Raw genomic sequence first — 19,840 nt, forward strand, 5'->3', positions numbered from 1 at the left:
CACCTGCAATCGTCTGGAAGGTGTACCCCTCCATGCCTCTCGCGCTCCTGGCCCTCGCGATCGGGGCCTTCGGAATCGGAACCACAGAGTTCGTGATCATGGGCTTGCTGCCCGAGGTCGCGGGCGACTTCGGGGTCTCCATCCCCACGGCGGGCCTGCTCGTGACGGGCTACGCGCTCGGTGTGGTCGTCGGCGCCCCGCTGATGACCGTGCTCGGCACGAAGGTCGCGCGCAAGCGCATGCTGATGCTGCTGATGGGCCTGTTCATCGCCGGAAACCTGCTCTCTGCGGTCGCCCCCGCCTTCGCGATCATGCTGATCGGACGCGTGATCGCCTCGCTCGCGCACGGCGCCTTCTTCGGTATCGGCTCCGTCGTGGCGGCCGAGCTGGTGGCGCCGCACAAGAAGGCCGGCGCCATCGCCATGATGTTCACCGGTCTGACCGTCGCCAATGTCGTCGGCGTCCCGCTGGGCACGCTCATCGGCCAGCACGTCGGCTGGCGCGTCACCTTCGGCATCGTCGCCGCCCTCGGGCTCGTCGGCCTCGCCGGTATCGCCAAGCTGGTGCCCGAGATGCCGAGGCCCGAGGGTGTGCACCTGCGGCACGAGCTGGCCGCCTTCAAGAACGCCCAGGTCCTGCTCGCCATGGCGATGACCGTCCTCGGCTTCGGCGGCGTCTTCGCGGCCATCACCTACATCGCGCCGATGATGACCCACGTCGCGGGCTTCGCCGACGGCTCCGTGACCTGGCTGCTGGTCCTGTTCGGCCTCGGCATGGTCGGTGGCAACCTCATCGGGGGCAAGTTCGCCGACCGCGCCCTGATGCCGATGCTGTACGTGTCGCTGGGCGCCCTGGCCCTCGTCCTGGCACTCTTCACGCTCACCGCGCACAACAAGATCGCCGCTGCCGTGACCATCGCCCTGATCGGTGCCCTGGGTTTCGCGACCGTACCGCCGCTGCAGAAGCGCGTACTCGACCAGGCGCACGGCGCCCCGACGCTGGCGTCGGCCGTGAACATCGGCGCTTTCAACCTGGGCAACGCGCTGTCCGCCTGGCTCGGCGGCATCGTGATCGAGGCCGGCTTCGGCTACACGTCCCCCAACTGGGTCGGCGCCGCCCTCGCCGCGGCCGCCCTGGTCCTCGCCGTCCTGTCGGCGGCGCTGGAGCGCCGTGACGGCGCCCGGAGCACCGTGGTCGCCTCCGGGGCGCCCGTCGGCCGGCAGACACCGGTGCACCACTGAGTCCCTTGCGCCACGGGCCTCGCCTGGCATCCACAAGGCCCCCGTCCCCGCGGCTCTCGTCCCCGGGTACGGCAAGTACCCCCAGCAACACCAAGGAGAGAACCTCCATGAGCACCACCGCAGTCGCCCCGCTGTCCATCGAGGACGCCGAATTGCTCGTCGCCACGGCGCGCCGGGCGGCCGAGGACGCCGGAATCACCGTCAGCGTCACCGTCCTGGACGCGGGCGGCCACCTGCTCGCCTTCCGCCGGGACGACCGGGCGGTGCTGATCTCGGGCGAGACCAGCACCCGCAAGGCCTACACGGCACTCCAGCTGAACACCCCGACCGCAGACCTGGTCGACGCCGTGCAGCCGGGCGGCCTCTTCCACACACTGCCCACGGCCCTCGACCGGCCCCTGCTGTTCATCGCCGGTGGGATGCCCGTCCACCGGGAGGGACGCCTGATCGGCGCGATCGGCGTCGGCGGCGGTGCGCCGGAGCAGGACCACGGCTTCGCCGCCGCGGCCGTGCGGGCACTCGTCTGAGCCGCGACCCCCACAGGGACAACGTCGGTCCCGCCGCACGACGCGGCGGGACCGACGTTCGCCGTACGACCGCTCAGCCCGCGGCCACGGTCAGCGGTGCGAACCGGCGGGTCCAGTCCCCCGGGAGATCCGCGATGCCGTACGTCATCACGGCGTTGAAGGCCACGGAAGCCAGTCCCCGGGCCTTCGCCCAGGTCAGCAGTTCCTCATGGCGTACATCGATGTCCGTGCGCAGGGGACGGTCCGTGTGGGCCGCCAGCGAGCCGATCAGGGCCTTGGCCGTCTCCGCGTCCCGGGCCACCAAGGGACCGACCACATGGGTGTCCATGTTGGGCCACGCGGCGGCGTAGCCGATGATCCGGCCGTCCTCCTCGGCCACTCGCAACTGGTCGGCGAAGGCGGGCAGGCGGGTGATCAGGGGAGTGCGGTCGGCGCCGAACACCTCCTCGTCGAGACGGAGGATCGCGGGCAGATCCTCCGCCGTGGCGGCACGGGTGGACACACCGGCTTCCGACCCACCGGGGATGAAGCGCCCACTCAGCATCTCCGCCCGGCCCGTGACCTTGAAGCCCAGTTCCTCGTACAGGGGACGGCCGTTGGGTGTCGCGTGCAGGGTGAGCGGCGTGGTGCCCATGGTCGACACCACATGGCGCATCAAGCGGCGCCCGACGCCCTGGCGGGCATGGCGTCCGGCGACCAGGACCATGCCGACGGCCCCGAGAGCCGGACGTCCCCACGGACCGTACTCCGTGACGACGCATGCGGCGACGAGACCACCCTCAGGGTCGTCGATGCCCAGGCCCTTTCCGGCGGTGAGGAGCAAACCCCACTTGTGTTCCTCGCGTGGCCACCCCCGGTCCTCGGACAAGTCGGCGCAGGCGGTGAGATCGCGAAGCGTCAGACGGCGGATGGGCAGAGCGGCGAGGGAAGGAGTCGACACGCAGGTCAGGCTGTCCGACCGGCCCCCTCGCCGTCCACCCGTTTCCCTGCGGCCACACGTGCTTTTGGTCATGCCATGGCCCTATGCACAGCCTGCGGACAGCAGGGAGGGTTTCACGTGAAACATCGGCAGACGGTTAGCCTCGGGGGCCATGGCGAGACTTCATCTCTTCGATCTTGACGGCACCTTGCTGCACGGCAGTACCGCTCCGGTGGAGATTTCCCGCCAGTTGGGGCTGGAGGCGGAGGCCGTGGCGCTGGACCGGGCGATCGCGGAGGGGCGGATCGGTTCGCCGGAGTACGCCGCGCAGGTGTACGACCTGTGGTCCGAGCTGACCGAGGCGCATGTCAGCGCCGCATTCGAGGCGGCTCCCTGGCTGGCCCGTATCCGAGAGGTCTGGGCAGAGATCAGAGACGCGGGCGAATACTGTGCGGTCGTGTCGCTCTCACCTTCGTTCTTCGTGGAGCGCCTTCTTGACTGGGGCGCTCACGCGGCGCATGGATCCCGCTTCCCGGCCGTGCCGTTCACCGAGCCCGTGGATCCGGCCGGAGTGCTCAGTGCCGCGGCCAAGGTGGACATCGCGGACAGGCTCTGCGAGAAGTTCGGTGTGACACGGGCCGACTGTGTGGCGTACGGCGACTCGATGTCGGACAAGGAACTGTTCGCTGCCGTACCGGTTTCTGTGGCGGTCAATGCGGATGCCCATCTGACAGGACTCGCGACGCACTCCTATACGGGACGAAATCTATGGGATGCCTATGAATTGGTGCGTCCTGCCCGGTAGTTGCCGGACTTCACGGTTCGCACCCCTGCCTGATTTGTGAGGAAGGGAGGGGGGACTTGTGTGCGTGGCGACGCCCGGTAGGGTCGACTCCGGTTCACGTCCGGGATGGAGTCCACATGTCCCGTGCGGGCCGAGAGCAGGGCGAGCAGCCTAACGGGACGGAGAGCGCGAGACCCGCGTCTCCAGGTATGCGTCCGCGGCACCCGATCGGGATGCAAGGCTGCGGGGTGCTACGGCAGACCGCCCGCCGGGGGAAAGCATGCACCTTCTCCGGGGAGAAGGTGCGCAGACCGACCGCGAGATGTTCGAGGCGAGGCACACCATGGACGCTCCGACCACCACGTCGGGGGAGAACGGCATGTCGGGCGGAGCCGACTGGTTCACGCCGCGCACGGAACCGTCGGCTCCGCCGCCGGACAGCCCAGAGCGCGTGCCGGTTCAGCAGTCTGCGCCGGCCGTCGAGGAGGGGTCCGCGGACGCCATCCTCATACGCCGCACGATGGCCGAGATAGGACCGGTCGCCGACAAGGTCACTTCTTACTTCTACGCGCTGCTCTTCGTCCGCCATCCGGAGCTGCGGGCCCTGTTCCCGGCCGCGATGGACACCCAGCGAGAGCGCCTGCTGAAGGCGCTGCTCACCGCGGCCGAGCATCTGGACGACACCTCGGTCCTCGTCGACTATCTGCAGAACCTGGGCCGTGGACACCGCAAGTACGGAACGCGGCCCGAGCACTATCCGGCCGTCGGGGAATGCCTGATCGGCGCGTTGAGCAGGTACGCCGCCACCATCTGGAGTCCGGAGACCGAGGCGGCGTGGGTGCGGGCGTACACGACGATGTCCCAGGTCATGATCGACGCCGCGGCGGCGGACGAACTGCGGTCTCCGCCCTGGTGGCACGCCGAGATCGTCACCCACGACCTCAGAACCCCCGACATCGCCATCCTCACCATCCGCCCCGACCAGCCCTATCCCTTCCTCGCAGGCCAGTACACGAGCGTGGAGACGCCCTGGTGGCCACGGACGTGGCGGTACTACTCGTTCGCTTCCGCCCCCCGTTCGGACGGCCTGCTGACGTTCCATGTGAAGGCCGTACCGGCCGGCTGGGTCTCCAATGCTCTGGTGCACCGCGCCCGGCCCGGAGACGTCATACGACTCGGGCCGCCGACCGGCTCCATGACCGTCGACCATACGACCGACAGTGGACTGCTCTGTCTGGGCGGCGGCACCGGCATAGCGCCCATCAAGGCCCTGATCGAGGACGTCGCCGAGCGTGGAGCGCGTCGGCCTGTCGAGGTGTTCTACGGCGCCCGCACCGACCACGACCTCTACGACATCGACACCATGCTCAGGCTCCAGCAGAGCCACTCCTGGCTGTCGGTCAGGGCGTTCATCGACCAGCAGGCCCATGTCCAGCTCCCCGATGCCCTGCGTGACTACGGCCCCTGGAACGAGTACGACGCCTATCTCTCGGGCCCGCCCGGGATGATCCGCAGCGGCATCGACACGCTCCGGGACATCGGGGTCCCAACGAGCCGCATACGGCACGACGCGGTGGAGGAACTGCTGGTCGTCGGGGACTGAGCGCGCTAACCGAGGTCCGGAGCGTGCATGGCGCGCACCCCCTCGATGTTGCCGTCCAGATAGTGGCGCAGCGACAGCGGGACCAGGTGGACGGAGGCGATGCCGACCCGGGTGAAGGGGACGCGGACGATCTCGTACTCACCGGCCGGCTCGTCCACTTCGGGGCCGTGCCGCCGGGTCGGGTCCATGGACTCCAGTCGGCAGACGAAGAAGTGCTGCACCTTTACGCCGGTCGCGCCGCCGTCCTCGCCGATGTGCTCGACGGTGTCCACGAAGCACGGCACCACATCAGTGATCTTGGCGCCGAGCTCCTCGGACACCTCCCGATGCAGGGCGTCCACGACGGTCGGGTCCCCGGGCTCGACGCCGCCACCGGGAGTGACCCAGTAGGGGTCGACACCAGGCTTGGTGCGCTTGATCAGGATCAGGTCGTCACCGTCGAGAAGAATGGCACGGGCGGTGCGCTTGACCACGGGTCGCACGGTCATGGGAGAAATGTGGCCCGGCTGGTTCCACGTGAAACATCGCGAGAAGTCACCTTGTGATTGCCTTCCGTGGGCGCTGTACCGGAAGGCCTCAGCACCAGGCCGTGGCCGCCCGCTGAAGCCACTCATGAGCCCGCGCGATGTGGGGCATGGCGAGGGTGCCGGTGCGCACCACCAGGAAGTACGTGCGCAGCGGAGGCACGGCCGGATCGTGGAGCATCGCGATCGTGCCGTCGTCGAGGGCGGAGGCGCACAGATAGCGGGGCAGCACGGCGAGTCCGGCACCCGCCATCGCGCAGGCGAGCACCGCACGTAGATCCGGAACGATGACCGTGCCCGAGGTGGCCGGGCGTGAGTCGAAGACGGAGGCCCAGTAGCGCGAGACAAAGGGCAGCGACTCGTGGACCTCGACGACGGGAAGATCCTCCAGTGCGGGCGCCCCCTTCAGGCGCAGCGCCTCCGCGCCGATTCGTTCCACCCAGCGCGGGGCGGCGACCAACACGTGTTCCTCGTCGCAGAGCGGAGTCGCGGTGAGCAGAGCGCCGCGAGGACGTGCCGTGCTGATGGCCAGATCATGGTGTCCGGAGGCCAGTCCTTCGAGCGTTTCCTCCGCCGTCCCGAAGGAGGCGCGCAGCGCGAATCCCTGGCCGTCGTCGCCGGTCAGCTCTGTCAGGGCGGGCAGGGCACGTTCGGCGGTGAACTCGGGCGGGCCGGCGAGGTGCAGGGTTCTGAGCGAGGACTCGTCGTCCAGGCCGCTCTCGGCTATCTCCACCAGGGCGTCGAGATGCGGAGCGGCCTTGTGCGCGAGTTCGTCACCGATGGTCGTCGGGGTCACCCCGCGCGCCTGGCGGAGGAAGAGAGGCTTGCCCAGCTGTCGTTCCAGCGTACGGATCTGCGAGGTGACGGCGGGCTGGGAGAGGCCGAGCAGGGCGGCGGCGCGGGTGAAGGAACCAGCCCGGTGCACAGTGACGAAAGTGCGCAGCAAGGCCAGGTCCATGGCGTGCCCTCCCCTATCCCTGCCCTCCTCCGGCCCCCAGGCAGGCCCCAACTATAAATAAGTCGATAGGTCTCTGTCGCTAGCGTGATTGGACACTGACAGAGAGTCAACTAGCCTTGTTCGCGCGGTTCTTCGGCGCGCAGGAACCGAAGACGGTCCGAGCCACGAGGGGGGAGGCTCGGACCGTCGTGCGCCGTCGGCCGGACGGCCGCCGGCTCACTCGGCGGACGAGCCGGACTCGTCCAGGGCCCGCAGCACGTCGGCGATCAGATCCTCGGGGTCCTCGGCGCCGACGGACATACGGATGAATCCTTCCGGCACCGCGTCCCCGCCCCAGCGGCGGCGCCGCTCGGCCGTGGAACGCACACCGCCGAAGCTCGTGGCGTCCTCCACCAGACGGAGGGCTTCGAGGAAACGCTCGGCACGCGCGCGCGTGGGCAGCGTGAAGGAGACCACGCAGCCGTAGCGGCGCATCTGCTGCGAGGCGGTCCTGTGCGAGGGATCGTCGGGCAGTCCGGGATAGCGCAGGCCGGACACCTCGGGCCGCTGCTTCAGCGCCTCGGCGACCGCGAGGGCGGTGGCGTTCTGCCGGTCGACGCGCAGCTGGAGTGTGGCGATGGACCGGTGCGCGAGCCAGGCCTCCATGGGTCCGGAGATCGCCCCGACGATCTTGCGCCAGCGTCGTACGGCAGCCATCGCCTCGGTGTCGCGGCCGGCGACATAGCCCAGCAGCACGTCACCGTGGCCGGTGAGCTGCTTGGTGCCGCTGGCCACGGAGAAGTCGGCGCCCAGTTCCAGCGGGCGCTGCCCGAGCGGGGTGGCGAGGGTGTTGTCGACGGCCACCAGAGCGTCCTGCGCGTGGGCCGCCGTCACCAGCCGCCGGATGTCGCACACGTCGAGCCCCGGGTTCGACGGGGACTCGATCCACAGCAGCCGGGCGCCGTCGAGAACCTCCAGCTGGGCATCGCCGCCGGTGGGGGCGGTGCGCACCTCGACGCCGTACGCCTCCAGCTGGGCGCGGACCAGTGGCAGCACCTGGTAGCCGTCGGAGGGCAGCACGACCACGTCGCCGACGCGCAGCTGGGAGAACAGCACGGAGGAGATCGCCGCCATGCCGGAGGCGAAGACCAGCGTCTCGACGTCGTCCCGCCCGGGCGCCTCCAGCTCGCCGATGGCGCGCTCCAGCAGCGTCCAGGTCGGGTTCTCGTCACGGCCGTAGAGATACGGACCCGTCGCCTCGCCGGGCAGGTGGAAATGCGCCGCGAACACCGGTCCGGGCAGGGTCGGCTCGTGCTTGACCGGTTCGGGCAGTCCGGCGCGTACCGCGCGCGTGCCGTCGCCGGTACGGCCCCGGTCCTCGGGGATGTCGCTCATGCGGCCCGGCCTTCCAGCTGCTCGCGTACGGCGGCGAGCAGACCGACGCTCGCCGCCTCCACCATCGCCAGGCACTCCTCGAAGCCGTCCCGATGTCCGTAGTACGGATCCGGAACGTCGAGGTCGTCACCGGCGGCGGGATCGTACGAGCGCAGCAGGCGGACCTTGCGGGCGTCCTCCTCGGTGGGCGCGAGGCGACGCAGGGCCTTGAGATGACCGGCGTCGAGGGCGATCACCAGGTCGAGACGGGAGAACCACGACGGCTGGAACTGGCGCGCGACATGATCGCTGTCGTAGGCGTGCTCTTCGAGGACCGAGATGGCCCGCGGGTCGGCGGGCTCGCCCTCGTGCCAGCCGCCGGTTCCGGCGCTGTCGACCTCCACCCGGTCCTCCAGGCCGGCCTCCGCCACACGCGCGCGGAAGACGGATTCGGCCATCGGGGAGCGGCAGATGTTGCCGGTGCACACGAAACAGACGCGGAAGGTCATGGCGCGCTCAGTCCTTGTCGGGGAGGACGACGTGCAGTGCCCAGGAGACGACGGAGACGATCAGACCGCCGACGACGGCCGTCCAGAACCCCTGCACGTGGAAGCTCAGGTCGAGCTTGCCGCAGACCCAGGAGGTCAGCAGCAGCATCAGGGCGTTCACGACCAGGGTGATCAGGCCCAGGGTGAGGATGAACAGCGGGAAGGTGAGGACCTTCAGGGTCGGCTTGACCAGCCAGTTCACCAGGCCGAAGATCAGCGCGACGACGATCAGCGTGGCGGCCTTCTTGGCCGTGCTGTCACCCGTCAGAGTGATCTTGTCCAACAGCCACACGGCGACCGCGAGGGCGCCCGCGTTGGCGATCGTCTTGACTACGAAATTCTTCATGTGTCTGATCGTGGCAGACAGGATCGGAACAGAGCAGAGGCGAGGGCGACAGCGGCGATGAAGGCATTCCGGCTGGACGAACTGGAGGCGGAGCGCGCCGCCAACGAGGGGGCCTACCTTCAGTTCCTGCGGGAGCGGAACATGTCCGTCGGTCTGTACGCCCTGAACGCGGGCGAGCACGACCCCCAGAAGCCGCACAACCAGGACGAGGTGTACTTCGTCGTCAGCGGCCGGGCCTCGATCACGGTGGGACTGGAGACGACCGAGGTGGCGCGGGGCAGCGTCGTGTACGTGCCGGCCGGGGTCGCCCACAAGTTCCATCACATCAGCGAGGACCTGAGAGTTCTGGTCGTCTTCTCTCCGCCCGAGGCGTGAGCCGGTACCCCCGGGTTCCCTAGGGGACGGGTCAGGGGAGGACAAGGGGCGCGGGGCCCCCGCGGGACCCCTCGTCGGCCCTAGCATCGAGTGCAGAACATCCAGGCCGTACGTGAAAAGGCGTGCGAGCACTCAGACGTACGAGAACGCAAAGGACGAGGGCATGCGAGAGATCTTCGCGGGACTGCCGTGGTGGGTGAAGTGGGTCGCGGTGCCGGTCATCGCCCTGGTCGTGTTCGGTGGCCTGATAGCCACGGTGCTCACCATCGTGATCGGCCTTCTCTTCAAGGCACTGGTCTTCGTCGCTCTGGTCGGCGGACTCATTTACGTCGTGCGCAAGTTCATGTCGAACTCCTCGTCACGCGGCGACTGGTGACGAACCCGGGGACAGGTGCTCGGCAACGGGCAGCACCGGTTCCCGGCAAGGCGATCGCCGGTTTCCCTCGGGCGAGGGAAGTTTCCCCGTGAGGCCGTCTGTGTGCGGCGGCGGACGATTAGAGTCCGGAAATCCCGCGGGGACCGGCCCCGCGGGCGGCGCAGACCCCCTCCGTGCTCTTCCCCTCCGCACGGGCTGCCCCTCGCGCTCCCGGGAGTGACCCTTGGCCACGGTTGACACCGCACCGGCAGAACCGCATCCACCGCGCTCCTGCGCACCCCCCACCCAGCGGCCGCCCTCCGTCGCCGTCCCCGGGCAACCGCGCACGATCGACATCCCGACGGCACCCCGCCCCACGGACACCTCCGGGCCACCGCACCCCGCCGAAGCCCCCGGCTCGCCGGCCGCCGCGACGCTCATCGGATCCGTCCAGCGCGCCATGCGCCTGCTGGAGACCGTGGCCACGCATGTGTACGGCGCTCCCGCCAAACAACTCGCCCGTGAGACCGGACTCGCCCTTCCGACGGCTTACCACCTGCTGCGCACCCTCGTGCACGAGGGCTATCTACGGCGCGAGAAGGGGCTCTTCTTCCTCGGCGAGGCGGCCGAACGGCTGGGCAGCAGCGGAGCACAGCAGAAACGTCGCAGCGCGGTGGCGGACACGCTCGCGCACTGGCGTGATTCGATCGGTGTGCCGGTGTACTACGCGATGTACCGGGACGGCGAGATCGAGGTCATGTGTGTCTCTGACTCACCCGAGGCGCCGGCGGTCGAGGAGTGGGCCGACTTCCGCGAGACCGGACACGCGCACGCCATCGGGCAGTGCCTGCTCTCCCAGCTGGACGAGGACGCCCGTCGCGACCATCTCGCGCGCTATCCCGTGCAGTCCATCACGCCGTACACGGTGCGTGACAACGATGCCCTGTTGCGGCGGCTTGCCCGGATGCCGCGCATGGAGCCGGTGGTGGAGCGTCAGGAGTACGCGCTCGGGACGGTCTGTGCGGCGGTACCGATCACGGTCGGCACCACCGTGGCCACGATGGCCATGTCGCTGCCCGTGCACCAGGCCGACCGTCTGCTGCCAGCGGCGTGGCGGCTGCAGACGGAGATCGGGCGGCATCTGGGCACGCTCAGCCTCTCTATCAGTATCTGAAAACTTACTCCTTGTGATCTGCCGTGTACTTTCAGCAAGATTTGACCACGGTTAGAGGGATTGATCCGGCCAGTCGACGTCCATACGACGGGGTAGACGATGCGCGAGTCCGTACAGGCAGAAGTCATGATGAGCTTTCTCGTGTCGGAGGAGCTCTCCTTCCGCATCCCGGTGGAGTTGCGCTACGAGACCTGTGATCCCTATGCCGTCCGGCTCACCTTCCATCTGCCCGGTGACGCGCCGGTGACCTGGGCGTTCGGGCGTGAGCTGCTGATCGACGGCGTCGGCCGGCCGTGCGGGGAAGGGGATGTCCACATCGCTCCCGCCGAATCCGAGGTGTTGGGCGAGGTGCTGATCAGGCTTCAGGTCGGCAGCGACCAGGCCCTGTTCCGTGCCTCCGCGCCGCCGCTGGTGGCCTTCCTGGACCGCACGGACAAGCTCGTGCCGCTCGGTCAGGAGGGTGCGCTGGCCGACTTCGACGCCCATCTGGAAGAGGCCCTGGACCGCATCCTGGCGGAGGAGCAGAGCGCCGGCTGAAGCGTTGGCACGGGGCGTAGAGCGGTCCGCCCTGCCGTGCGGGATTGTGCAGGAACGCTTCTGCGTGGGGAGCGCCGAGAGTCGAGGATCAGGCGGCTCACCTTGTGCAGGGCTCGGCCCTACCGCTTCCGCCGTCACCCCCGGCCGCCGCGTGCCGACGCCGACCGTGCCCCGGCCGGGGCCGCGGTGCCCGGTCCGGGGCGGTCGGTGGAGACGACGAGGGCGGCGAGGGCGGTGGTGAGGGGGACGGAGGCGACGAGTCCGATGGAGCCTACGAGGGTGCGGATGATTTCTTCGGCGACGAGTTCGCTGTTGGCGACGGTGGTGATGCTGCTCTGGGCGATGGTGAAGAGGAGCAGGAGGGGGAGTGCGGCGCCGGCGTAGGCGAGGACGAGGGTGTTGACCACGGAGGCGATGTGGTCGCGGCCGATGCGGATGCCTGTCCGGTACAGGGCGCGTCGGCCGAGGGTGGGGTTGGCGTCGTGCAGTTCCCAGACGGCCGATGTCTGCGTCACGGTGACATCGTCGAGCACGCCGAGGGAGCCGATGATGACGTCGGCGAGGAGGTGGCCGTGACCGTCGTCCCGGCGGCCTTCCCGCTCGGGCGCGTGGTCGTCGCCCGGCCCTGAACGCGGTCGGTGGGGCGGCTCGGGCGGCGGATACGGGTACTGCTCCATCCGGGTCACCGCCCGATCATCGCAACAGCGGAAGGGGGCCTACTGTTCACGGCGCCACAAATGACGCTAGCGTGGAGGCACCTTTGCACACGCGGGAGCTCGGAGCACCGGGCTGAGAGGGCGCTGATCTCCGTAGGCGCGATGTTTCACGTGGAACAACCGATGTTCCGCGCGGAATGCCGTCAGACGGAAGCCGCTGCGTCGACCGCCGAACCTGTTACCGGGTAATGCCGGCGTAGGGAGTAGGTCTCATGACCAACAAGGACGCACGCACGCCTGCCTCCGTTCAGGACGAGAAGTCCCAGGAGGCCGGGAAGTCCATCGGCTGGCACAAGGCGTACGTCGAGGGTTCGCGCCCCGACCTGCGCGTGCCGGTCCGCCAGGTGCACCTCACCAACGGGCAGTCGGTCACGCTGTACGACACGTCGGGCCCGTACACCGATCCACTCGTCGACACCGATGTCCGCAGGGGCCTGCCGCCGTTGCGGGAGAATTGGATCATCGCCCGCGGTGACACCGAGGATTACGCAGGCCGTCCCGTCCGTCCCGAGGACGACGGAATCAAGCACACCTCGCCGCGCGGTGGGCTGCGCAACCTGGACGCGGTCTTCCCGGGACGGCCGCGCCAGCCGCGCCGGGGCCGGGGCGGCGAGGCGGTGACGCAGCTCGCGTACGCCCGCCGGGGCGAGATCACCCCGGAGATGGAGTACGTGGCCATCCGCGAGAACGTCTCTCCCGAGGTGGTCCGCGAGGAGATCGCGGCGGGCCGGGCGGTGCTGCCGGCCAACGTCAACCACCCGGAGATCGAGCCGATGATCATCGGCAAGCGGTTCCTGGTGAAGGTCAACGCCAACATCGGCAACTCGGCGGTGACCTCCTCCATCGAGGAGGAGGTGGAGAAGATGACCTGGGCGACCCGTTGGGGTGCCGACACGGTCATGGACCTGTCCACCGGCCGCAACATCCACACCACTCGCGAGTGGGTGCTGCGCAACTCCCCTGTCCCCATCGGCACGGTGCCGCTGTACCAGGCCCTGGAGAAGGTCGACGGCAAGGCCGAGGAACTGACCTGGGAGATCTACAAGGACACGGTCATCGAGCAGGCCGAGCAGGGCGTGGACTACATGACCGTCCACGCGGGCGTCCGGCTGCCGTACGTGCCGCTCACCGCCAACCGCAAGACGGGGATCGTCTCGCGCGGCGGCTCGATCATGGCCGCGTGGTGCCTGGCGCACCACAAGGAATCGTTCCTGTACGAGAACTTCGAGGAGCTCTGCGAGATCCTCGCCGCCTACGACGTCACGTACTCGCTGGGCGACGGCCTGCGGCCGGGTTCGATCGCGGACGCCAACGACGAGGCGCAGTTCGCCGAGTTGAGGACGCTCGGGGAACTCAACCGGATCGCCAGGCGTTTCAACGTACAGACGATGATCGAGGGCCCGGGACACGTCCCGATGCACAAGATCAAGGAGAACATCGACCTTCAGCAGGAGATCTGCGATGAAGCTCCGTTCTATACGCTCGGCCCGCTGACCACCGACATCGCGCCGGCCTACGACCACATCACCTCCGGCATCGGCGCCGCGATGATCGCCTGGTGGGGCACGGCGATGCTCTGCTACGTCACGCCCAAGGAGCACCTGGGCCTGCCCAACCGTGACGACGTCAAGACCGGCGTCATCACCTACAAGATCGCCGCGCACGCGGCCGACCTCGCCAAGGGCCACCCGGGCGCCCAGGCGTGGGACGACGCACTGTCCGACGCCCGCTTCGAATTCCGGTGGGAGGACCAGTTCAACCTCGCCCTGGACCCGGACACGGCACGGGAGTTCCACGACGAGACCCTGCCGGCCGAGCCCGCCAAGACCGCCCACTTCTGCTCCATGTGCGGGCCGAAGTTCTGCAGCATGAAGATCTCGCAGGACATTCGCCGCGAACACGGTGGCAGCCGGGCCGAGATCGAGGAGGGCATGGCCCAGAAGTCGAAGGAGTTCGCGGCGAGCGGGAACAGGGTGTACTTGCCGATCGCCGACTGACGGCTCGCCTCTGGGCGGTGCTCGAGCGTAGCGCGTCATGAGTACCGTCCAAGGGCACGCTCACAGGTGCTCCGATGCGGTTGGTCTCGGCCTGCCTTGGCCCCGGCGCCGTTGTCAGAGGCGGGCGTTACGGTTCGCTGTGACACGGGAACTGTCGGAACGGTCGTATGTGATGGTCCACCGGATGGAGGGCCGCTCCACACCGATCCAGATGCATCTGGAGGCCTGGGCCACTGCGGGGCTCGCCCATGCCGGCAGAGCGGCGCGCGGCGTGCCATGGTGCTGAGCCTGATCGGCGCCTGGATGACGGCATGACGCCGACCCGGCCGGCCGGACGGGACGACGGCACACCGTTGGCCTCCCGGGCGGGCCCACGACGGCGTCGGCGTGAGCCGTGTCCGGGCTGCCGCGGGCTATTCGGGCTGGTGCTCCGGGCCGCCGAAGTCCGGGCTCGTGTAGTCCGGGCTGGTGAAGCCCGTCCGGCCGGACCGGGTGCCGTCGTCGGGGCTGCTGAAACCCGGGCGGTCGTATCCCAGGCGGGGCATACGGCCGCTCGGGGCGGGCGGGGTCGTACGGTGCACGGGGGCCCGTCCGGGCTCGGCGAGCGCCTCGGCGAGGAACGGCAGGATGCCGCGCTCCAGCAAGGCGCCCCGCCAGGCCTCTCTGGCGCTGTCCAGTTCCCGGTGCGCCGCGTCCAGTGCCTGGGCCTGCTCAGAACTTCCGTTGCGCAGGGCGGTGAGGAGCAGCCCGACGGCGGCGACGAGGATCGCGGCCGCGGTCACCGCGCCGAACACCCACCCGGCGGTGAGCATGGTCTGGGCGAAGGCCTGTCCGGGGCTCAGGGACTTCAGGATGTATCCGACGAGCAGGAAGATCGCCGCGGCGGTTCCGGAGAGGACGGGAGCCAGTACGGCGATGACCGCGACGGCGCCCGCGCCGGTGGTCTCGGCCGCGTCGCCGAAGGCGGTGACGAGCCCGGTGCCGGCCGAACTCTGGTCGGCGGGAGCGGAGTCGCCGGAGGCCGAGGGAGTCATCGCCGGCTGACGCAGTTCCTGGCGGACCTTCACATAGTGCTGGTATTCGGCCGCGGCGGCGGCCGTTATCAGTGCGGTGGCGTTGAGTGCCATGGTGCGCAGTTGTTCGGGATTGAGCCGCTGTCCGACAGCGGCCAGTTCCGGCCGCTGTGGTGCGGAGCGCAGCGCCTCATCGAGGAGCCGCTCGAATTCCTGGCGGTCCTCGCTCTGCAGGTGCTGCGGAACGCTGTTCATGTGCATCCCCCGATGCTCCGTAGGGCTTGGGGCTCGCACGCCGGCGAGCCGTCGGGCAGAAACGGAGGGGAGCCTGCTACGGATAAGTCGATGGTAGAGCCGTGACGGCACACGGTGACAGGGGGTTGCCGGAAATTGCCCTCCGGCCTGCGGTACGGAAGCCCGGGAAGCCCGCCCGCGAAGGGTCAGGTGGCCAGGGGAAGTTGCCGGACCAGTAGCTTTCCGGCCATGGTCACTCCGCCGTCCATCGCGATGGCGAGCCCGTCGGCGTAGACGTGCGGTCCCTCCACGACCGGGCCGGTGCCCTCCTCGCCGTCCTCGGAGCCGACCTCACCGAGGAGGTAGGGGATCGGACTGTGACCGTGAACGATGCGGGTGCCGCCGTACGTATCGAGGAGGGAGCGCACGGCGTCGGCGCCGCCCTCGTCGCGGAAGGAGAAGCGCTTGGTGAACTTGCGGAACAGATCCCAGCACTCGTCCGCGTCGTTGCGGGTGAGGGTCTCGCGGACGGTGTCGTTGACCGCCTCGATCGAGTCGCCGTAGTCGAGGTAGGCGGTGGTGTCCGAGTGCACGAGGAGATAGCCGTCGACCTCCTCTACGGCGTCGAGGCGGGCCATCCACTGCAGATGGTGGTCCTGGAGACGGTCCATGTCGGTCTTCTGTCCGCCGTTGAGGAGCCAGGCGGCCTGGAAGGTCGCGGTTCCCGCGCCGGAGTTGACGGGTGTGTCGCCGAACCGCTTGGCGCCGAGCAGCAGCAGCTCGTGGTTGCCCATGAGGGCCTTGCAGTAGCCGCCGGCCGCCGCGGCCTCGGCGGACAGCCGCATCACCAGGTCGATGACGCCGATGCCGTCGGGTCCGCGGTCGGTGAAGTCGCCGAGGAACCACAGCCGGGTGGTGCCGGCGCACCACTGGCCGGAGGCGTCGATCAGCCCCTGCTCCTGCAGTGCGGCCACCAGTTCGTCGAGGTACCCGTGGACGTCTCCGACGACGAACAGCGGTCCGGGCCCGGTCGCGGGCTGCGGAGCCGGGGCCGCGGGTGCCGTCTCGACGGAGACCTGGAGCGTCTCCGCCCGGTTGACGACGGGAAGGTCGCGCTGGGTGGGGGTGTAGCCGTCGGGGTACGCCTCGTCGGCGGGCGACGCGTTCTCGCCCGGGGGGACGGTGCGGACGTACGGACCGGTCTCGTGGACGTACGCAGGTACCCGGAAGTCGCGCAGCGTTGCCGTCCGCTCCACTTCGGGTCCCTGACCGGCCCCCTGAGTCATCAGACCCCTCCACCATCGCGCCGCATCTGCACCGCTTCGGACTGCCTGGTCGCAGCGGTCCGCGGTGTCGTGGGCCCATCATAGGAATGCGCGTCGCGCCGTGTGATGACCCAGGGGCGGTGAATCGGAACAAGACTCCAGTTCACCGCGGCTTTCGCCCCGTTTGGGCAGGTGTTCGGCCGGCTCCGCGCCGACCGGACCCCGGCCCTCCGGTCGCAGGCCCGCCGAGCCCCGTCCCTCGGCCGGTGCGGGCACGGGGCGAGCGCCCCGCTTTTGGCGCTACTTCTCGTCCGGCGTCCGTGGCGGGCTGACCGTCGTGCGCGGCGGACGCCGCTGTGAGGAGGTGCGCACGATCAGCTCGGTCGGTATCACCTGCTCGACCGGCTGGTCCGACTCCACGCCCTCGATGGCGTCGATGAGGAGCTGGACCACCGCGGTGCCGATGCGGCGGGGCTTCAGGGAGAGCGTGGTGATGGGCGGCTCGGTGCTGGCGTACACCATGGACTCGCTGCAGCACACGAGCAGCAGGTCCTCGGGGACGCGGAGCCCGTAGCGCCGGGCGGCGGCCAGCAGGTCGGTGCCGTTGGGATCGAACAGGCCGTAGACCGCGTCGGGCCGGTCGGGACGGGCGAGCAGCCGGTCGGCGGCGACGGCGCCCGCGCACGGGTCGTGCGCCGGGTAGGCCTCGTAGACCGGGTCCTGGCCGACCCGCTCGCACCAGCGCAGGTAGGCGGTGGTGGACAGGTGGGTGTACGTGTCCGTCGTGGTGCCCGTGAGCAGGCCGATGCGCCGGGCGCCGGCGTCGGCGAGGTGGTCGAGGATGCCGAGGACGGCAGCCTCGTGGTCGTTGTCGACCCAGGCGGTGACCGGCAGCGAGCCGGCCGGGCGGCCGTCGGAGACGACCGGCAGGCCCTGGCGGACGAGCTCGCTGACCACCGGGTCCTGATCGGAGGGGTCGATGACGACCGTGCCGTCCAGGGCGACGTTGGACCACACGTCGTGGCGGGAGGTCGCGGGGAGGATCACGAGGGCGTAGCCGCGGGCGAGCGCGGCCGAGGTGGCGGCTCGTGCCATCTCGGCGAAGTACGCGAACTCGGTGAAGGTGAAAGGTTCATCCCCGTAGGTCGTCACGGTCAGGCCGATCAGGCCCGACTTGCCGGTACGGAGGGTGCGGGCGGCGGCGGAGGGGCGGTATCCCAGCCGGTCGGCGACCTCTCGGACATGGCGCCGGGTGGCATCCGGGAGCCGGCCCTTGCCGTTGAGGGCGTCGGAGACGGTCGTGATGGAGACTCCGGCGGCGGCGGCCACGTCTCTGATGCCCGCCCGGCCCGGCCGGCTGCCTCGACGGGAGGTTTCCGCGCGGCTCACCTGGTGCTTCCCTGCTGCTGTCATGGCGAGCCGATAGTAGGGCTCATGTGGTGGGGTAGTGCGGACGCATATGCACGCGTTGACAGGCACGTTTCTGCATGGTCACGCTGCACCAACTGCATTAGAAACAAAGGTAGTTGAACGATCCTGCAGTAAGACGTGACGTGGCGACGCGTATGGACCTGCCAAGTGCTCGATGTCTCGAAGAGGTCTCAACTCACCTGCACGAGGGATGCGCGCCACGGCGCAAGCCACCGGCGCATAGATATATGTACGGCGCGCCCCCTGATACGTACGCCTTCGTACGGCGATGCCCCGGGATAGCGCCGGGGCGGATCGCGGTTCACGTTTTCCCCGGCCGCCACCTGTACGCACCGGGGCCGAATCCTCATAAGGTGAGGAGTATTGGAAGCCGGCGGCGTCGACGGTCCGCCGGTGGTCGCGAGGAGGACTGCGGTGAGCGAGACGAGCCCGAAGCTGCGCGCCGAGCTGGAGGGTATCCCCACCTACAAGCCGGGCAAGCCTGCCGCGGCCGGCGGGCCGGTCGCCTACAAGCTGTCCTCGAACGAGAATCCGTACCCGCCGCTGCCCGGCGTGATGGAGAGCGTGACGGCGGCCGCCTGTGACTTCAACCGCTACCCCGACATGGGATGCACCGGGTTGATGGCCGAGCTGTCGGAACGCTTCGGCGTCCCGGTCTCTCACCTGGCCACCGGCACCGGCTCGGTGGGCGTCGCCCAGCAGCTCATCCAGGCCACCAGCGGTCCCGGCGACGAGGTGATCTACGCCTGGCGGTCCTTCGAGGCGTACCCGATCATCACGCAGATCAGTGGCGCCCGGTCGGTGCAGGTGCCGCTCACGCCCGGCGATGTGCACGACCTGGACGCGATGGCGGACGCGATCACCGACCGGACGCGTCTGATTTTCGTATGCAACCCCAACAACCCGACCGGAACGGTGGTGCGGCGGGCCGAGCTGGAGCGATTCCTCGACCGGGTGCCCGGCGATGTCCTGGTGGTGCTGGACGAGGCCTACCGCGAGTTCATTCGCGATCCCGAGGTGCCCGACGGCGTCGAGCTGTACCGGAACCGGCCCAACGTCTGCGTTCTGCGCACGTTCTCCAAGGCCTACGGGCTCGCCGGGCTTCGCGTCGGCTTCGCGATCGCCCATGAGCCGGTCGCGGCGGCGCTGCGCAAGACGGCGGTGCCCTTCGGCGTCAGCCAGCTCGCGCAGGAAGCGGCGATCGCCTCACTGCGGGCGGAGGACGAGCTGCTCGGGCGGGTCGGCTCGTTGGTGTGCGAGCGCAAGCGCGTGGTCGACGCGCTGCGCGCCCAGGGCTGGACGGTGCCGGAGACGCAGGCGAACTTCGTCTGGCTGCGGCTGGGGGAGCGTACGGTCGCGTTCGCTCAGGCCTGTGAGCAGCACGGTGTGGTGATCCGGCCGTTCCCGGGCGAGGGTGTGCGGGTGACGGTCGGAGAGACCGAGGCGAACGACATCTTCGTGAAGGTGGCGGAGGCGTTCCGCAAGGAGCTGTAGCCCGAGGCGGGCTTTACTCGTCGATCAGTTCCACCCGGACGGGGTCGCCGTCTCGTACGGTCGCCAGCGCGCGGGCGTCCCCGTCCAGGCTTCCCAGGATGTTGCACGGACTCGCGAGGCGGCACTCCTCGCCTCGCGAGATCGGTGTCGGGCCATAGGGGAGGGCGAGCGCGTCGCCATCCGTCCAGAAGGCCACCGTGCCCGGCTCCACCACCTGCCGGGCGTCCGTTTCACATGAAACAGAGACTCCTGTGTCGAAATACACCTCCTCGCCCCATGTGCAGGCGCTGGAGGTGAGCGGCAGTGCCTTGGCGAGAGCCTGTGCGGTCGGGCTGTCTGCGTCGAGGGTCGCGGTGATGTTGCCCGCAGGCCAGGAAATACGTATCTGCATGACGCGCAATTCAACAAGATGTTGAAGTTGATGCCAAGGTCTTGACGCGAAGGCA

Annotated in this window: 20 protein-coding genes and 1 pseudogene; 10 read left to right on the plus strand and 11 right to left on the minus strand. The window is 69.3% G+C overall.

Annotated features, from left to right (window positions below; translation table 11 throughout):
- Positions 1 to 32: 32 nt before the first annotated feature.
- Positions 33 to 1,241, plus strand: a complete 1,209-nt coding sequence (locus FB563_RS14440) for an MFS transporter (protein ID WP_055707485.1) — start codon at positions 33 to 35, stop codon at positions 1,239 to 1,241.
- Between the two features lie 107 nt (positions 1,242 to 1,348).
- Positions 1,349 to 1,768 (plus strand): GlcG/HbpS family heme-binding protein, encoded by a 420-nt coding sequence (locus tag FB563_RS14445; RefSeq protein WP_055707486.1) that lies wholly within the window; start codon positions 1,349 to 1,351, stop codon positions 1,766 to 1,768.
- A gap of 73 nt (positions 1,769 to 1,841) precedes the next feature.
- Here FB563_RS14445 and FB563_RS14450 read toward each other — a convergent pair whose 3' ends face one another.
- Positions 1,842 to 2,708: a GNAT family N-acetyltransferase gene (locus tag FB563_RS14450; protein ID WP_055707487.1), complete on the minus strand. Its 867-nt coding sequence runs from the start codon at positions 2,706 to 2,708 to the stop codon at positions 1,842 to 1,844.
- A gap of 151 nt (positions 2,709 to 2,859) precedes the next feature.
- Between FB563_RS14450 and FB563_RS14455 the strand changes: the two genes are divergently transcribed.
- Both FB563_RS14455 and FB563_RS14460 read left to right on the plus strand, forming a co-directional pair.
- Positions 2,860 to 3,492 carry an HAD family hydrolase gene (locus FB563_RS14455; RefSeq protein ID WP_055707488.1) on the plus strand — a complete coding sequence of 211 codons (633 nt, stop codon included), beginning with the start codon at positions 2,860 to 2,862 and terminating at the stop codon, positions 3,490 to 3,492.
- 301 nt (positions 3,493 to 3,793) lie between these two features.
- The gene (locus tag FB563_RS14460) at positions 3,794 to 5,074 is read left to right on the plus strand and encodes a globin domain-containing protein (protein WP_234357828.1); all 1,281 of its coding nucleotides are present in this window, start codon (positions 3,794 to 3,796) and stop codon (positions 5,072 to 5,074) included.
- A gap of 5 nt (positions 5,075 to 5,079) precedes the next feature.
- Here FB563_RS14460 and FB563_RS14465 read toward each other — a convergent pair whose 3' ends face one another.
- From FB563_RS14465 to FB563_RS14485, 5 genes are all read right to left on the minus strand, one after another.
- Positions 5,080 to 5,562, minus strand: coding sequence for an NUDIX domain-containing protein (locus FB563_RS14465; RefSeq protein WP_055707489.1), 483 nt, complete (start codon positions 5,560 to 5,562; stop codon positions 5,080 to 5,082).
- Positions 5,563 to 5,650: 88 nt separating this feature from the next.
- Complete coding sequence (locus FB563_RS14470) at positions 5,651 to 6,556, minus strand: LysR family transcriptional regulator (RefSeq protein WP_055707490.1); 906 nt, start codon at positions 6,554 to 6,556, stop codon at positions 5,651 to 5,653.
- Between the two features lie 216 nt (positions 6,557 to 6,772).
- Positions 6,773 to 7,930 (minus strand): cystathionine gamma-lyase, encoded by a 1,158-nt coding sequence (locus FB563_RS14475; protein WP_055707491.1) that lies wholly within the window; start codon positions 7,928 to 7,930, stop codon positions 6,773 to 6,775.
- Positions 7,927 to 8,418 (minus strand): low molecular weight protein-tyrosine-phosphatase, encoded by a 492-nt coding sequence (locus tag FB563_RS14480; protein WP_055707492.1) that lies wholly within the window; start codon positions 8,416 to 8,418, stop codon positions 7,927 to 7,929. The genes FB563_RS14475 and FB563_RS14480 overlap by 4 nt, the downstream gene beginning before the upstream one ends.
- 7 nt (positions 8,419 to 8,425) lie before the next feature.
- The gene (locus FB563_RS14485; protein ID WP_055707493.1) at positions 8,426 to 8,803 is read right to left on the minus strand and encodes a phage holin family protein; all 378 of its coding nucleotides are present in this window, start codon (positions 8,801 to 8,803) and stop codon (positions 8,426 to 8,428) included.
- A 57-nt stretch (positions 8,804 to 8,860) separates the two neighbouring features.
- On the opposite strand from FB563_RS14485, the gene FB563_RS14490 reads away from it, so the two are divergent.
- The 4 genes from FB563_RS14490 to FB563_RS14505 all read left to right on the plus strand — a co-directional run bounded on the left by FB563_RS14490 (position 8,861) and on the right by FB563_RS14505 (position 11,244).
- On the plus strand, positions 8,861 to 9,178 hold the full coding sequence (locus tag FB563_RS14490; protein WP_023548672.1) for a cupin domain-containing protein: 318 nt from the start codon (positions 8,861 to 8,863) through the stop codon (positions 9,176 to 9,178).
- A gap of 163 nt (positions 9,179 to 9,341) precedes the next feature.
- On the plus strand, positions 9,342 to 9,554 hold the full coding sequence (locus tag FB563_RS14495; RefSeq protein WP_055707494.1) for a DUF5326 family protein: 213 nt from the start codon (positions 9,342 to 9,344) through the stop codon (positions 9,552 to 9,554).
- A gap of 223 nt (positions 9,555 to 9,777) precedes the next feature.
- On the plus strand, positions 9,778 to 10,707 hold the full coding sequence (locus FB563_RS14500; protein ID WP_244329019.1) for an IclR family transcriptional regulator: 930 nt from the start codon (positions 9,778 to 9,780) through the stop codon (positions 10,705 to 10,707).
- Between the two features lie 99 nt (positions 10,708 to 10,806).
- Positions 10,807 to 11,244: an SsgA family sporulation/cell division regulator gene (locus tag FB563_RS14505; protein WP_142218691.1), complete on the plus strand. Its 438-nt coding sequence runs from the start codon at positions 10,807 to 10,809 to the stop codon at positions 11,242 to 11,244.
- Positions 11,245 to 11,378: 134 nt separating this feature from the next.
- On the opposite strand, the pseudogene FB563_RS14510 reads toward FB563_RS14505, so the two are convergent.
- A pseudogene (locus tag FB563_RS14510) lies at positions 11,379 to 11,825 on the minus strand (YibE/F family protein); the annotation flags it as partial.
- 347 nt (positions 11,826 to 12,172) lie between these two features.
- On the opposite strand from FB563_RS14510, the gene thiC reads away from it, so the two are divergent.
- Positions 12,173 to 13,957: a phosphomethylpyrimidine synthase ThiC gene (gene thiC, locus FB563_RS14515; protein ID WP_142218692.1), complete on the plus strand. Its 1,785-nt coding sequence runs from the start codon at positions 12,173 to 12,175 to the stop codon at positions 13,955 to 13,957.
- A gap of 413 nt (positions 13,958 to 14,370) precedes the next feature.
- Here the strand turns inward: thiC and FB563_RS14520 are convergent, their stop codons facing one another.
- The 3 genes from FB563_RS14520 to FB563_RS14530 form a co-directional block, all read right to left on the minus strand.
- Positions 14,371 to 15,231, minus strand: a complete 861-nt coding sequence (locus FB563_RS14520) for a hypothetical protein (protein WP_142218693.1) — start codon at positions 15,229 to 15,231, stop codon at positions 14,371 to 14,373.
- Positions 15,232 to 15,410: 179 nt separating this feature from the next.
- Positions 15,411 to 16,490 (minus strand): metallophosphoesterase, encoded by a 1,080-nt coding sequence (locus FB563_RS14525; RefSeq protein ID WP_142218694.1) that lies wholly within the window; start codon positions 16,488 to 16,490, stop codon positions 15,411 to 15,413.
- A gap of 279 nt (positions 16,491 to 16,769) precedes the next feature.
- A complete protein-coding gene (locus FB563_RS14530) occupies positions 16,770 to 17,882 on the minus strand; it encodes a LacI family DNA-binding transcriptional regulator (protein WP_142218695.1) in 1,113 nt (370 codons plus the stop codon).
- Positions 17,883 to 18,314: 432 nt separating this feature from the next.
- On the opposite strand from FB563_RS14530, the gene hisC reads away from it, so the two are divergent.
- Positions 18,315 to 19,394 (plus strand): histidinol-phosphate transaminase, encoded by a 1,080-nt coding sequence (hisC, locus tag FB563_RS14535; RefSeq protein WP_142218696.1) that lies wholly within the window; start codon positions 18,315 to 18,317, stop codon positions 19,392 to 19,394.
- A 13-nt stretch (positions 19,395 to 19,407) separates the two neighbouring features.
- On the opposite strand, the gene FB563_RS14540 is transcribed toward hisC, so the two are convergent.
- Entirely contained in the window at positions 19,408 to 19,785 is a 378-nt protein-coding gene (locus FB563_RS14540) for a cyclophilin-like fold protein (RefSeq protein WP_055710497.1), read from the minus strand.
- Between the last annotated feature and the right edge of the window lie 55 nt (positions 19,786 to 19,840).

This window comes from Streptomyces puniciscabiei (assembly GCF_006715785.1).
GTDB lineage: Bacteria > Actinomycetota > Actinomycetes > Streptomycetales > Streptomycetaceae > Streptomyces > Streptomyces puniciscabiei.

What these genes read in the sequence shown, in the direction of transcription:
- FB563_RS14470 (WP_055707490.1), bottom strand. Translation starts at nt 6,556, where the DNA reads ATGGACCTGGCCTTGCTGCGCACTTTCGTCACTGTGCACCGGGCTGGT.
- FB563_RS14465 (WP_055707489.1), bottom strand. Translation starts at nt 5,562, where the DNA reads ATGACCGTGCGACCCGTGGTCAAGCGCACCGCCCGTGCCATTCTTCTC.
- FB563_RS14455 (WP_055707488.1), top strand. Translation starts at nt 2,860, where the DNA reads ATGGCGAGACTTCATCTCTTCGATCTTGACGGCACCTTGCTGCACGGC.
- FB563_RS14440 (WP_055707485.1), top strand. Translation starts at nt 33, where the DNA reads ATGCCTCTCGCGCTCCTGGCCCTCGCGATCGGGGCCTTCGGAATCGGA.
- FB563_RS14495 (WP_055707494.1), top strand. Translation starts at nt 9,342, where the DNA reads ATGCGAGAGATCTTCGCGGGACTGCCGTGGTGGGTGAAGTGGGTCGCG.
- FB563_RS14475 (WP_055707491.1), bottom strand. Translation starts at nt 7,930, where the DNA reads ATGAGCGACATCCCCGAGGACCGGGGCCGTACCGGCGACGGCACGCGC.
- FB563_RS14520 (WP_142218693.1), bottom strand. Translation starts at nt 15,231, where the DNA reads ATGCACATGAACAGCGTTCCGCAGCACCTGCAGAGCGAGGACCGCCAG.
- FB563_RS14490 (WP_023548672.1), top strand. Translation starts at nt 8,861, where the DNA reads ATGAAGGCATTCCGGCTGGACGAACTGGAGGCGGAGCGCGCCGCCAAC.
- FB563_RS14530 (WP_142218695.1), bottom strand. Translation starts at nt 17,882, where the DNA reads ATGACAGCAGCAGGGAAGCACCAGGTGAGCCGCGCGGAAACCTCCCGT.
- FB563_RS14505 (WP_142218691.1), top strand. Translation starts at nt 10,807, where the DNA reads ATGCGCGAGTCCGTACAGGCAGAAGTCATGATGAGCTTTCTCGTGTCG.
- FB563_RS14485 (WP_055707493.1), bottom strand. Translation starts at nt 8,803, where the DNA reads ATGAAGAATTTCGTAGTCAAGACGATCGCCAACGCGGGCGCCCTCGCG.
- FB563_RS14525 (WP_142218694.1), bottom strand. Translation starts at nt 16,490, where the DNA reads ATGACTCAGGGGGCCGGTCAGGGACCCGAAGTGGAGCGGACGGCAACG.
- FB563_RS14445 (WP_055707486.1), top strand. Translation starts at nt 1,349, where the DNA reads ATGAGCACCACCGCAGTCGCCCCGCTGTCCATCGAGGACGCCGAATTG.
- FB563_RS14540 (WP_055710497.1), bottom strand. Translation starts at nt 19,785, where the DNA reads ATGCAGATACGTATTTCCTGGCCTGCGGGCAACATCACCGCGACCCTC.
- FB563_RS14480 (WP_055707492.1), bottom strand. Translation starts at nt 8,418, where the DNA reads ATGACCTTCCGCGTCTGTTTCGTGTGCACCGGCAACATCTGCCGCTCC.
- thiC (WP_142218692.1), top strand. Translation starts at nt 12,173, where the DNA reads ATGACCAACAAGGACGCACGCACGCCTGCCTCCGTTCAGGACGAGAAG.
- FB563_RS14460 (WP_234357828.1), top strand. Translation starts at nt 3,794, where the DNA reads ATGTTCGAGGCGAGGCACACCATGGACGCTCCGACCACCACGTCGGGG.